Here is a 14,178-nt window from a genome sequence, read left to right on the forward strand (position 1 = left end):
TAACATGAAAAAATTATGCTGGGCATTTGCCCTTATCCTCCCATCCCTCTCACAGGCACAGACGAATGCTCACTTTCTTGAAAAACTATGGGAGACCGACACCATCGTCGCCATCCCCGAATCCGTCCTGCCCAACGCCACAAACACCGGACTATATGTCTCCCTCATCGATGGCGGCGGCTGGGATGTAGATGGCAAAGGTGGCGTAGGAAAGCTCAGCCTCGACGGCAAACACTACACGCCCGGCTGGATCACCGGCCTCAACGCGCCAAAAGGGCTGGGCCGCTTCGGCAACAGACTCTATGTCGCCGACATCAGCAACGTAGTAGTCATCGACATCGCAAAAGGGGCTATTGAAAAAAAGATTGACATCGCCGGCGCCAACGGCCTCAACGATATCACGGTCGATGCTAACGGCATCGTATATGTATCCGACTCGAAAGCCGGTAAGGTCTATCGCATCGAAAGGGACGTCCCCCAGCTGTACATGGACAACCTGGCCGGGGCCAACGGGCTCAAAGCCACAAAAGCCGGGCTCTACATCCTTGCCAATAAAGCCGTTTTGCTCGCCGACGCCCACAAGCAGCTGAAAACGATCACCACCCTCCCCAACGGCGGCGATGGAGTGGAAGAAGCCGGCGACGGCGACCTCATCGTCAGTGAATGGATTGGCTTTGTCTACTATGTCTATGCCGACGGCCGTAAAGAGCTGCTGCTCGATAGACAAAAGGAGAAAAAGAACACCGCCGACATCCACTACGACATCCCAACCAAAACCCTGTACATCCCTGGCTTCAACACAAAGACGGTTTCGGCCTGGCGCCTCATCGATGCCAACCGCGCCGCCTCCCTTCTCTGGAATGACAATCGCCTCGCCACCCTGCGACAAAAAGCCCAGACCAGCGACGCAAACGCAACACAGCTCATCGCCCAGCTCCGCACCCAGGCCGACCACCTCCTGCAACTACCCCTCACCTCCGTCATGGACAAGGATGTCACGCCTCCCAGCGGTAACAAGCATGACTACATGAGCCACGCCCCCTATTACTGGTACGATAGCAGCAAACCCAACGGCCTGCCCTACATCCGCCACGACGGCCGCCGCAATCCCGAGATCTACAAGATTACCGATCATCGCAACCTGGGCGAACTGGGCGGTAATGTCCAAACCCTCACCCTGGCCTGGTACCTCAGCGGCGACGACCGCTATTGCACAAAAGCCACCCAATTGCTCCGCCACTGGTTCCTCGACGAAGCCACCCGCATGAACCCCAACCTCGAATACGCCCAGGGGATACCCGGTATCAACACCGGGCGTGGCACCGGCATCATCGAGACCATCCCCCTCATCGGCATCGCCCAGGCAGCCCTCCTGCTGGAAGGCTCGACAGCCTGGACAACTACCGACGCAAAAGCCCTCCGCTCCTGGTATACCCAATACCTCGACTGGATGCTCTCCAGCAACAACGGCACACAAGAGCACAACGCCACCAACAACCACGGAACGTGGTTCCTCGCCCAGGCAACCGCCTGCGCCCTCTACATCGGTGACGCCGCCAAAGCCCGCATGCTGGCCGAAGAAGGAAAAGCCAAGATGGACCACCAGATCGAAGTCGACGGCAAAATGCCCGAAGAGCTTGCCCGCACCAACGGCCTGGGCTATAGCACCTATAACCTGCAGGCCTTCTTCACCCTCGCCCATCTCGCCGGTCACACCGGCGTCGATCTCTGGCAGTACAAAGACCAGCAGCAGGGCAGCATCCGCATCGCCTTCGACTGGCTCATCCCCTATGCCCTCGACCAAAAGAAATGGGAATACCAACAGATCAGCGCCTATAACAAGGACGAACTCTACGCACTCCTGCTGCAGGCTTATCCGGTCTACTCCGACCAGAAATATCTCGCCGACGCCCGGCTCATCTACCCCAATGGTGGCAACCCCGTCACCGAGATCACCTGGGGTCTCTGAATTCTCCTGTTTTCTTCGTATCTTCTCCCCACTTCTTCTCATTCCCGCGATCCTCCCCTGTGATCTTAATCACCAAAACACCTTATTATGAAAAGCGCTCTACCCTTCATTGCAGCGACCCTGCTGTCTTTATCTTTCCATTCCGTCAACGCTCAGATCAAAGGCGACCCATCATTCCCGGGAGTAGCCGCTGGTGCCACCGTTGAAAAATCTTCTTCGACGCTGAGCCCCGATCTGCAAAAGCTCGCAACACCCCCAAAAAAGGCTGCTGCCGCCATCGGCAAACCTATACCTCCGGGTGTCGGTGAATACACCGGCTATCTGCAGCTGAAAGGGAATAACGTATTGGTCGACGTTACAGCTAAGGAAGACATCGCCTCGGCAAAGGCCGAACTCCAGCAGCTGGGCGCCACCGTCATCTCCACCTATGGTCGTGTCATCTCGGCATCCATCCCCATCAGCGCCCTGCCCCAGCTGGAAGGCTCCGCCACCATCCGCTTCGTCCGCCCCGCCTATAAGCCGATGCATGTAGGAGTCCGCTATGCCGCGGCCGCTGGCCCAAAACCCGCACCCGTGATCAGCCAGGGCGACACCGCTCAACTGTCCTATCTCGCCCGGAAGCAATACCGTGTCAACGGCAGCGGCGTAAAAGTCGGCGTCCTCTCGGACAGCTATAACAATCTCGGGACGGCAGACATCGGTGTAGACCACGGCGAACTGCCAGGACATGGCAATCCCTTTGGATTTAAGACCCCGGTACAGGTGCTCGAAGACCTCGACAGCGGGGGCACCGACGAAGGCCGCGCCATGATGGAGATCCTCCACTCGGTAGCACCCGGCTCCACCCTCGCCTTCCACACCGCCGACAAAGGCCAGGCCGACTTCGCCAACGGCATCCTCCAGTTAGCAAGCGTGGGTTGTTCGGTCATCGGTGACGACGTCTTCTATTTCGCAGAACCCTTCTTCCAGGACGGCATCCTCGCCCAGGCGGTGGATGAAGCAAAAAAGCGCGGCGTCACCTATTTCTCCGCGGCCGGCAACGAAAGCATCCGCTCGTATACAAGCCCCTACCGGGCCACCAACGTCGAACCCCTCGGCCCGGGCTTTGGCACCGCGCATAATTTCAGCGGACCCGGCGCCCCGCCCCGTTACTTCCAGCCCATCTATATTCCAACAGGCGGCATCTTCATCACCTCCTTCCAATGGGACCAGTCCTCTTTCACCGCCAGCGGCGTCGGCGACTCCACCGACATGGACATCTATCTGCTGGATAACCAGGGCAACATCGTCGCAGCCGGCAACTCCAACAACCTGGCCAGCGGCGACCCCATCGAGGTCTTTGGCTACCAAAACCTCACCAAGAATGTTACTTTCTACCTGGTGATCGTGAAATTTGCCGGTATCGATCCGCAAAACCTGAAATATATTCTCTATGACGATGCCCTCTTCTATCTGACGAAGCCGCCGATCCCTGGCATCCTCACCCCCTCCCTCGTAGGCCATACAAAAGCAGCGGGGGCCATCTCCGTAGGCGCAGCCTACTATCAGCAAACCCCACCCTATGGCGTCAATCCACCTGTCCTGGAAGGCTTTTCCTCTGTCGGCGGCGTTCCCAACTACTATGACATAGAAGGCAACCGCATCGCCCCGCTCATCCGGAAGAAACCCGAGATCGTAGCGCCCGACGGCGTCTTCACGTCTTTCTTCAACCCCTTCAACGAAACTATTCCTCCGGGCTCCTACCCGCAATTCTTCGGAACGTCCGCCGCCACCCCTCATGCCGCGGGCGTGGCCGCGCTGATGATCGACGCCCAGCGGCTGCATACCATCACCCCCTCGCAGATAAAAGGGGTCATGGAATCCAACACCTGGGGCATGGTCGACCCCTATACACCGGGTTCCGCAACGGGCTTCAACTTCGCCGCGGGCTACGGCCTCATAAAAGCAACCGGCGCCGTGGGCGAAGTAAAATTCCCCAACGCCTATGTCCAGGCGCTGCAGCTGCAACCGCTGTGCTCACCCGATCCGTCGAAGACCCGTAATTTCCAGATCACCAATCCCAACCCCTTCGAGGTGCAAGTCTCCTGGTTCGTCATCGGCTCAGATCAGCGGGGTAGCTTTACCATGCAACCCGGCGACACCACTTTCTCGACGACAGCGTTGTACTATCGTGGCGGACCGCTGCCTGTCATCGCTGGCATCACCTGGCAGGATAACTTCGAGTTTCCCCATCTCGGCCTGGCCTATAGTACCAGGGCGCAATGTGGTAAAGACTCCGTCTCCGCCGCCAACAGCGACGCCCTCGGCGCAACCACGGCCACCGGCAAGTCCTTCGCAGCCGGCGCCAAACCCACCATCGCTGAAGTCTCTCCCAACCCCTCCACCGGCCTTTTCCGGCTCTACCTGTCGCTTGACCAGCCCCAAAACATCATCCTCACCCTCTATAGCGCCGACGGCCGCGAACTCCAAACCCAACGCGTAGCCGCCGCCACCAGCGTCATCGACATCGACGCCACCGCCTACCGCCCCGGCATCTACTTCCTGAAGATCATCCAGGGCAGCGAAGTCAAAACCATAAAACTCATGAAACAATAAACCCCATTAGGAGAACGGACAATTAGTCCGTTCTCCTTTTCACCCCCTCCTGCGTCACCCCAACCACATCATCAAACAGAAACGCCGGGCGCGCCTCCGGGCTCATATAGCTCACCTCCACATCACGCATGTGCAACTGCTTTACGTGCCGCACAAAAAATCCGTATGCCGGCATCACCCCAAACCGATAGGGCTCGGGATAATCTTTTTCATACTCAGGAACCTTCCGGGCCGCCATCTCCGCCGTCCCTCCCCCCTTATAATAGATGCGGATATCATTCATCCGCAGGTCTTCGATGGGATGCCCCGGTATCCCGCTGATGATACAGCCATGCCGGTGATCTGCGTTGTAGACAACGATATTGCTCAGGATGATCCGCCGGCAGGCGCCCACCGCCATACTATCCGGTGCCCGCATCCGCGCGCCCAAGCGAATAAAAATGGGCGCGTTGACAATATCCCGCATCGTGATATTGCTGATGGTGACATCCTCCAGCAAACCGCCATCCACCGTTTCCAATGCCAGCCCCCGCGAATAGTCAAACACACAATTGGTGATGGTGATATTCTTAAACCCGCCATTGGACTCTGTTCCCATCTTTATCCGCCCTGTGGTCGTACTGTCGCTGTATCGCCGATAATTCCGCGTAAACGTCCCATCCAGCAGACTCCCAAGATCATATCCGCTAACCTGGCAATTCGTGATCGTCACGTTCTCACAAGCCCGCGCATAACCGAGTCCAAACGAACTCTTCAGGCATATCCCGTCATCAAACGGCGAATTCACCGTACAATTGGACACCCGCACATTCTTACAACAGTCGATGTCAAAGCCATCGCGATCGGTGTCCACCTTCATATTGTCCAGCGTGAGATTGTCGACACCGGTGGCAAGCAAGGCAAAATGCCCGCCATGCAGCACCGAAACATCACGTATTATCACATTATAACAAAGCTTCAGCGCAATGGTCTTGTTGCCGCCGCCTTCCGGAACATTGGTGCTCCGCGTAAGCCCCCTGCCCCAGATGCGACCCGGCCCCATAATGGAAATATCATGCAAGCCCTCGCCATAGATAAGACTGTTCATCCAATGGCTGTGGCCAAAATCCTGGTATTGGCTAAAGGCGTTGGGCTCGGGTGGATCATAACCCTTTTTGTCGACAGGCTCGGCCGCGATAAGCGTAGCGCCCTGCTCGAGATAAAGACAAATATTGCTTTTCAGATGAATCGTATAGGAGAGATAATTGCCTGCCGGGAAGTACACCTGTCCGCCACCGGAAGCCGCTGCGACATCGATAGCCCGTTCGATTGCGTCGCGGTCGTTGGTCTTTCCATCCCCGCGGGCGCCAAAATCCCGCACACTATATACCGCGCCGGCAGCAACCGGCTCAACCATCTTCGCCAGCCATCCCCCACCCGCCGCCAGATCGAGCTCTACCACATCATCCGGCGAATACGACACGCGGCTCCGTTCGACACCCTCGATGCCCCCCGACGAATCCGTCTTCCCACCCACCGGATCACTCGCAATCATCGCCTCCACTCTCCCCCCATCGCCAACCGTCTTCCGCAAAAAATCCAGCGGTATCCGCACCTTCCCCGGCGTAGCCCCATTCATCACCGCCACAAACCATTCCTTCCCCTTCCGCCGCGCAAAAGCCGCCAGCTTCCCGATCTCCGACCCCGGCAACACCACCGTCTCATCATATGCCGAAGGAATCGCCCGGATAAGGTCTACCGCCGGACTCGCCAGCAGTTTCTCCGGATCCGCCGCATACGTCAGCATCGGCTCCCCGCCAAGGATAACGGCGCTGGCTATCTGATTAACCGTAGAAGTATTCCTCCGCCGCTCGCCAAAATGGACAACAGTATATTCCGCCGGCCCGGCCAGCAACCGGGTAAAAGGTAGTGTCGTCTCATGCGTCGCCCTGTCCGCCAGCCGGCTCGATTCCATCCCTCGCACCGCCTCCCTCGTCATCTCATTGGGGAAGGTCCGCGACAACCCTGTCGGCTTGTTGCTGCCATGAAAATCGACAAGCAATCCAAGCGCAGCCGTCTCTCGCAAAATGGCGTCATACAGATCGACCACCTCCTTTGCCTCATGATCGAAAAAATCGATCTTCAGTCCCGCAACCCCCAGATCATGACAATGCTGAAAAAGGGCCTTTCGCGCTACCGTATCATGTAACTCTTTGCTATGCACCCAAAGCCAGATGCCTACATTCCGCTTGCGCGAATAATCGACAAGATCCTTCAACTGCTCATCCGTCCATTTACGCCAGAAACCCTCCAGGATATTATACTCGAACCCCAGTCGGGCCGCCTCATCCGTAAATTGCTTCATCACCTCCGGCGTCCCATCGCCACCGCCATCGAGATACTTCCACACCGCACGACCGGGCCGCAACCACGTCGTATGCACCCCCTCCGGGAAAAACGCCGGGTCCGGCGGCGGACAGAGATCGTGCAACAGATCGCTGTTCACCATCGTGTTCAGATCTTTGCCGATGATCATCGTCCGCCAGGGAGTGGCTATCGTCCCCCTGACAACGGCTGGCTTCGCCAGCCTGGCCACATCATCGGCTGAATAGCGCAACACAAAAGGATGAGAAGCCGGCTGGTGGCTTGCCAGTCTTACCACCAAACCGGCTTTCCCATCGGATTGCAACACCATCCCACTATAGCGTTGCAGATCAGCCTCCGTGATTGCCATATAAAACCCCGAAGGTAACTTTAGCGTGGCAGGTGGGGCAACCCACTGCTCCGCCTGCACATCTGCGAGTCGTTTCTTTACGTACTCGCCCTCATAGTGACCCGTAATATCGTGATACCAGATAGTCGCATCCCCCGGCAGCCGGAAAACCGTGGCTTCATCCGGGATCCGCTCAACCGCAGGTCCTCCCGGAACGACGATCCTGTACGCCGCCCCGTCATTAAACACCCGAATCTCCAGCGTAAAAGCCGTCTTACCCTTCACAAGCTGCAACGTCAGCCCATTGCAATCATTCACCGCCGGCGTATGGGCGCCCACCCAATCGTATGAGTCATGCATCGTAAATTTCTTAGTGCCCGCTAGAACCACGCCGCCGGTCAGCTGCCGTCCATCCAGCAGGAAACGCAAGGGAGAATTTTCCACCAGGCGCTGGCCATCGGCCTCCACCCGAAAAAGCAGGTCCCCTTCCCCCATGGACAAATAAAAAGACAGATGGCCATCCGGACTGCTTACGGCCAGGCTGCCCTTCGAAGCGGGACCAGGTGAAGCAGAAAGCCGCAAAACAAAAAGCAGGGAAAGAACAGCAGCAACGAACAACTTTTTCATAACATGCAATTGAAGAATAATTCGGGCACGCCGAGGCCACCCGATTAGCAATCTATTCAACAATTCTGGCATCCGTTTCCGTAGCAGGTAAAAATGTCGGAAGTTTAGGCTAAAATCATCAGCTATGAATAGACTCGAAAGATTGCTTTTCATCCTCTTTCTCACCATCCCACTCGGCGGCGTCACCGCGCAGACAGAATCATTAGACGCCGATCCCGCAACCCTGGTACGCCGCGTCGCCGACCACATCCTCCAGACCACCACCTTCCGCTTCGTCAATAATAAAACGAACGAAACCTACACCACGACCAAAGGCCTCACCGCCACACCCGATATAAAAGCAGAAAGCAAATTCAATAAATGGCAATACGTCAATGGCGTCCTCGCCGTGGGAATGATGCAGACTGCCGCCGTATTGAAAGATGCTAAATACTCCGACTACGCCCGGAAGAACTATGATTTCATCTTCAGCAACCTCGACTACTTCAAAAAACAATACGAAGGTGGTGCCACCAGCGTAGAATGGCGGCCCGTACTAAAGATCAACTCCCTCGACGACTGCGGCTCCATGGCAGCGGGCCTGCTCGAAGTATATGCTTTTGACAAGAACCCCGTCTACATGGACTACCTCCAACGCGTAGGCGATTATATTCGCAATCGGCAGGTAAAATTTCCCGATGGCACCCTCGCCCGTACTGGTCCCCGTAAGATGACCCTCTGGGCGGACGATCTGTATATGAGCGTTCCCTTCCTGGCCCGCATGGGCAAGATCACCGGCGACAAAAGCTACTTCGATTTCGCCGTTCAGCAGGTAGAAGCCTTCAATCACTACATCTATGACAGCACCTCCGGCCTCTATTTCCACGTCTTCTACAACGACGAGAACATCAACGGCGTCGCACACTGGGGCCGCTGCAACGGATGGGTCGCCCTGGCGCAAACCGCCCTGCTGGACGCGCTTCCCGCCGATGACCCCCGCCGCCCCCATCTCCAAAAGATGCTCCTGCGCCAGATCGTCGGCTTCTCCCGGTACCAGGACAGCACGGGGATGTGGCACCAGCTGCTCGACAAACCCGATAGCTATATGGAATCCTCCGTCACCGCGATGTTCATCTATACCGTTGCCCACGCAGTCAACAAAGGCTGGATCAGCCCCCACTACCTCTCCATCGCCCTCAACGGCTGGGATGGCCTGTCCCGTAAGGTGACCGCTGACGGCCAGGTAACCGACATCTGCATCGGCACCAACGTCGAAGAGAACATCCGTTTCTACTACTCTCGCCCCCGCGAAACAAACGATACCCACGGCCTCGGCGCCTTCCTCCTCGCCGGCACCGAACTCATCCTCGCAAAAGAAAAGGCCCGCTAAGGCCTTTTCTTTTATTATGCTAATTCCACAACGCATCCCCCATCGGCCCATACGCCGGCCCCGACGTCACCGCATTGATCTGTGTCTGCGGAATAGGCCGCAGCGTATCCTTCGGTATAATATTGAATCGCCCATCCGAATTGTGCGCGATCACCCGCGGCAACAACTGATGCGTCCGCACCAGGTCCCACCACCGCACCATCTGCCCGCAAAGCTCCCGGGTACGCTCGTCAAGGATAAGATCCTGGCTCACCTGCGCCGCAGTAATATCCATCGCCGCGACATTCCCCGTCGGATAAGCCGCCCGCTCGCGGATGGTATTGATATAGCTCACCGCCTGCGGCGTATTACCCAAATGCATCGCCGCCTCCGCCGCAATAAGATAGGTCTCCGACAACGTCCAGACGATCACCGGGCGAATCGACGGCGCATTCATATCCGGCCGGTGCGTATCGACATATTTTCGCATATACGGCCCCATCTGGATATTGTATTTACGCGGAGGCATCAGCAGATACCGCGTCGCGGCAATAGTCGCATCCGATACATCATAGCCCGGCATATAACAGGCGGTATCCCCCAGCGCAAATTTGGGCTTGCCCGCCAATGCGGGATTGACTCCCGGCGGCACCGGGTTGGGCCACTTGGGAATACTCCCCGCATTATTACAATACCACACCGTCTGAAAGGTCTTGTTCCAACGCGTGTCATTGACCTTGTCTTTAAAGACCGTATCCGTCAGCCAGCGCGTGGGGATCGCCCGGATATACGGCCGCCCGTCAAGGATATCCCGCTGCATCCCCGGCACAAAGGTCTCATACTTGGGCACCCACATATGCACCAGCACATTGTCATTGCCGCTGCTGTTCTGCAAGGGCGATCCGTTATAAGCCAGCGCCGTCGTATGCTGCACCGTCCACAATACTTCCTTGTTGGTCTCATTGCCCTCTGCGAATACACTCCCGAAATCGGGCAGCAGCCCCAGCCCAAGCGAAGCGCTGCTGTTGATCAGCGACGCAGCCGTATTATACGCATTCTGGTAGTCATCCGATTGCGCCGCCGGGGATGTCGCCCGCGTCAGGTATACCTTAGCCAGCAAATGTCGCGCAGCAGCAGCCGTCGCCTTACCCGGTAATACCCCACCTTGCACCGGGCTGGCCGGAAGGCCCGCGATGGCATCCTGCAAATCCTGGATAATAAAATTATAGACGTCAGCTACCGGGTTACGCTGCGCAGCCGTCGTCGGCGAAGCCTGGAAATGCGGGTTCAACGTCACCGGGCCCCAAAACTGCACCAGCACGAAATAATAATTCGCCCGCAGGAATTTCGCCTCCGCCATCATCCTGTTGCGCGTCACCGAATCCAGACCCGTGATCTTCGGCCCATAGTCGACCAATCCATTACAGTCGTTGATAAAGGTATAACAGGGGTTCCAGATGCCCGATACATGACCGTCGGAAGGCGTATACCCACTACTGTAGTAGTTGATGTTGTTGCCCGTCCCATCATTACCGGTGATAAATTCATCCGTCCCGATACAGGTCATCGTAAACAGGTTCTCCGTCCCCCAGAGATTCCGCATCCCGCCATAAGCGGCATCCAGCCCGGATTGAAAGCCCTGCGCCGTGGCAAAAAAGGCCGGCGTCACGATCGATTGCGGATTTTCATCCAACTGCTTGTTACAGGCCAACAACCCAAGACCCGCAAACGCTAACATTACAATATTTTTCATCTTCTTAAATTTTAATGGATTAAAAGCCAACATTCACCCCAAAAAGCATCGACCACGTGGCCGGCGTATTAAGGTTATCTGTTGTACCCGTCAATTCCGGATCTATACCGTGATAGGTGTTCCGGTAAGGTGAGAAAAGAATAAAGGGGTCCTTCGCCGTTGCATAGAACCGCACCGACCGCATCCCGATCGTCTTCACCATCGTAACCGGCAACGTATAGCCAAGCGTCATACTCCTGATCTTCAAAAAGCTGCCATCGAAATACGCAAACGTCGAGTGATAAGGCGGGTTGGTCTGTGCCGAATTCGGCGAACTCCAGCGATTGGTCGGGTTCTTCGGCGTCCAGTAAGGAACATTGACATTATTGTAATTGCCTTGCATCGTGGCCGCAAACCCTGCACCGAACAACGCCGACTCGATGGTGCCGCCAACCCGCGCAAAAGCCACGACCGTAAGATCGAACCCACGATAAGCTATCCGCTGGGTCATCCCCGCTTCCCAACTCGGTTGCGGTGTCCCGACGATAGCCTCGTCACCCGCATCGATCTGCCCGTTATGATTCCGGTCGAGTATCTTGGCCTGACCGATCACCGATTTCGGCCCCGTTATAGTCTGCCCCAGGGCCTTGGCGGCAGCGGAATCCTGCGACGTAGCCTGCCAGATGCCCGTCCGTACATAGTCATAGAACGAGCCTATCGGCCGCCCCACAAACCACTTATTGGCAATATCCGCCGGCTTACCGTCAAGCGTTGTCGTGATGCTGGGTAACAGCTGCGTGATCTCCCCCCTATCGAGATAGAAGTTGACATCCGCACTCCAGGAAACCCCATGGTTGGTATGTGGCTGGATAATATCGGCGGCGACATGCACTTCGATACCCTTGTTCTCACTCTTGCCGATATTGGTCAATATCTGTGCAGGAATACCCGAACTCGCAGGCAGCGTCACGGGCATGATCATGTCCCGGGTATAGGAATGATACAGATCGATGCCCCCCGACAGCCGGTTCTGGAAGAATCCGAAATCGACACCTACATTGGCCGTCGCAGTATATTCCCAGTTCAAATTCGGATTGGGTGAAGAATAGGGATAAAGCCCCGTCGTATTCGTCGACCCGTAGTTATAGGTCTGCGTAGCCAGCGAACCCAGCGTCTGATAGGCGCCGATGGCCGGGTTACCCACCTCCCCATAACTGGCCCTCAACCGCAGATTGGTCAACCAGGAATGACTTTGCAGCCACCGCTCCTTGATCACATTCCACGCAACGGCCGCCGATGGGAAGACATGATATTTGTTGCCGGGCGCAAGCCTCGACGACCCGTCAGACCGCATCGTAAACGTCAGCAGGTATTTATCGTTAAAGGTATAGTTCAACCGCCCCATATAGGATATCAGCACCCAGGTCTGCGCCCCGTTCTGCGTATTGCTATTGTCAGTGTTGTTCGTCGCCTGAAAATTGGAACCCAACGCCGGATTGAGATACTGGGCCTGATCCGATAACACACTCGTATAATTGAACTGCTGATTCTGGCTGCTGTATTTCTGAAAACTGTACAAACCCGTAAAGTTGACCTTATGCAGTCGCGCAATAGTCTTGTCATAGATCAACAGGTTCTCCAACGTATAACTCGTCGTTTGGGTCGTAGCATTTTCGGCCGTAGATTGAACCCCGAGATTATAAGTGCTATACCTTCCGTAAAAATTCCCATACACATCCGACCTCACCTCCGCCCCTCCATTAAAACGATATTTCAGGTCTTTCATCGGACTCAACTCCACATACACCGTTGAGAAAGTACCAAGCCGGTTGCGATTCTCCACCGAATTCCCCGGCAAAAAGTCCGCCAGCGGATTCCACACCTGGTTGGCGCTGCCCGGCAGGAAATTGTTTATGAGTTTGCCCGTACTGTCATATGGCGACACCAGCGGGCTGGCCCGCAACGCCTGCCCCATCGGATTCACACTCTCACCGCGAGTGATCGAATACGTATTCAAGCTGCTAAGCCCTACTTTGATATAATTACCCAACTTCTGGTCGACGCTTAGCTTCAGCGTATACCGCGTAAATTCCTGACCGGGATAAACCCCTTTCTCATCATAATAACCGGCGCCCATAGCATACTGTGTATTGTCCGTCCCACCCAGGACACCCAATTGATGATCGGTGCTGATACCCGTCTTGTACACCAGCTTCTGCCAGTCCGTACTCCGCCCCATAGCAATGCCCTGTCTTTCCTCCGGCGCCAACGCGATAAGCGATCCATTGATAAGATTCGGATCGTCCACACTCGTATAAACACCCGGGTTGCCGAGATAGGTAGCCCATTTCTTCAGCTGCAGGTATTGTGGACCGTTCATCATCGGGTATTCACCCAGCCATTTGGTAAAACCCGCATACCCGCTGTACGTCACCCTGGCCTTACTGTTGGCCCTGCCCCGCTTGGTCGTCACGAGGATCACCCCATTGGCGCCACGCGAACCATAGATAGCGGTGGAAGAAGCATCTTTCAGCACTTCGATCGACGCGACATCGTCCTGGTTGATGTCATCGATGCTGCCTTCGAAGGGAATGCCATCGACAATGAATAATGGACCATTACCCGCCTTCACCGATCGCGTCCCGCGGATCAGAATGGTGGGGGACTGGCCGGGATGGCTGTTGCCCTTGCTCTTCTCGATATCGATACCCGCAGCCTGCCCCTGCATGGCCTGGCTGAGGTTGGCGGAAGGGACATCCTGGATGGCTTTCTCGCTCACCGAAGCGATAGCCCCCGTCACCTCCGACTTGCGCCTCGTGCCATACCCTACCACGATCACCTGGTCGAGGTCGTTTTTCTTTTCATCCAGCTGCAGGTGAAATTGTTGCTGCGCACCCGCCCCCACCTTGATTTCTTTGGAAGCATACCCGGTGAAAGAAATCACCAGGGTGCTATTCGCCGGTGCGGAAATGCTGAAGGAACCATCTGCGCCCGTCGTTGCCCCACGACTGGTGCCCTTCACCATAATGGACACACCCGCCAGCGGCTCACCATTGGCGCTTAGGACAGTACCCCGGACACTCACCGCGATCTCCTGGGCGGAAAGGAGGAAGGAATAAAGCAGCGCGATACAAAGCAGGCTAGCGTACTTTGAACTTTTCATACGAGCAGTTTTAGTTAAATAAAAAAAGCAATCTGTAACTACCTGCAACTAC

The 14,178-nt window shown here is 56.1% G+C and carries 6 protein-coding genes; 3 read left to right on the plus strand and 3 right to left on the minus strand.

The annotated features are described in order from the left end of the window. Positions 1–4 precede the first annotated feature (4 nt). Both IEY39_RS09440 and IEY39_RS09445 read left to right on the plus strand, forming a co-directional pair. Positions 5–1,969: an alginate lyase family protein gene (locus IEY39_RS09440; RefSeq protein ID WP_188930856.1), complete on the plus strand. Its 1,965-nt coding sequence runs from the start codon at positions 5–7 to the stop codon at positions 1,967–1,969. Between the two features lie 87 nt (positions 1,970–2,056). Continuing rightward, positions 2,057–4,564, plus strand: coding sequence for a S8 family serine peptidase (locus tag IEY39_RS09445; protein ID WP_188930858.1), 2,508 nt, complete (start codon positions 2,057–2,059; stop codon positions 4,562–4,564). A gap of 22 nt (positions 4,565–4,586) precedes the next feature. Here IEY39_RS09445 and IEY39_RS29750 read toward each other — a convergent pair whose 3' ends face one another. Beyond that, entirely contained in the window at positions 4,587–7,883 is a 3,297-nt protein-coding gene (locus IEY39_RS29750; protein ID WP_229688844.1) for a rhamnogalacturonidase, read from the minus strand. A gap of 124 nt (positions 7,884–8,007) precedes the next feature. Between IEY39_RS29750 and IEY39_RS09460 the strand changes: the two genes are divergently transcribed. After that, complete coding sequence (locus IEY39_RS09460) at positions 8,008–9,252, plus strand: glycoside hydrolase family 88/105 protein (RefSeq protein ID WP_188930859.1); 1,245 nt, start codon at positions 8,008–8,010, stop codon at positions 9,250–9,252. A gap of 19 nt (positions 9,253–9,271) precedes the next feature. Here IEY39_RS09460 and IEY39_RS09465 read toward each other — a convergent pair whose 3' ends face one another. After that, positions 9,272–10,984, minus strand: coding sequence for a RagB/SusD family nutrient uptake outer membrane protein (locus IEY39_RS09465; RefSeq protein WP_188930860.1), 1,713 nt, complete (start codon positions 10,982–10,984; stop codon positions 9,272–9,274). 19 nt (positions 10,985–11,003) lie between these two features. Further along, the gene (locus IEY39_RS09470) at positions 11,004–14,126 is read right to left on the minus strand and encodes a SusC/RagA family TonB-linked outer membrane protein (protein ID WP_188930861.1); all 3,123 of its coding nucleotides are present in this window, start codon (positions 14,124–14,126) and stop codon (positions 11,004–11,006) included. Positions 14,127–14,178 lie beyond the last annotated feature (52 nt).

The organism is Puia dinghuensis, from assembly GCF_014642875.1.
Lineage (GTDB): Bacteria > Bacteroidota > Bacteroidia > Chitinophagales > Chitinophagaceae > Puia > Puia dinghuensis.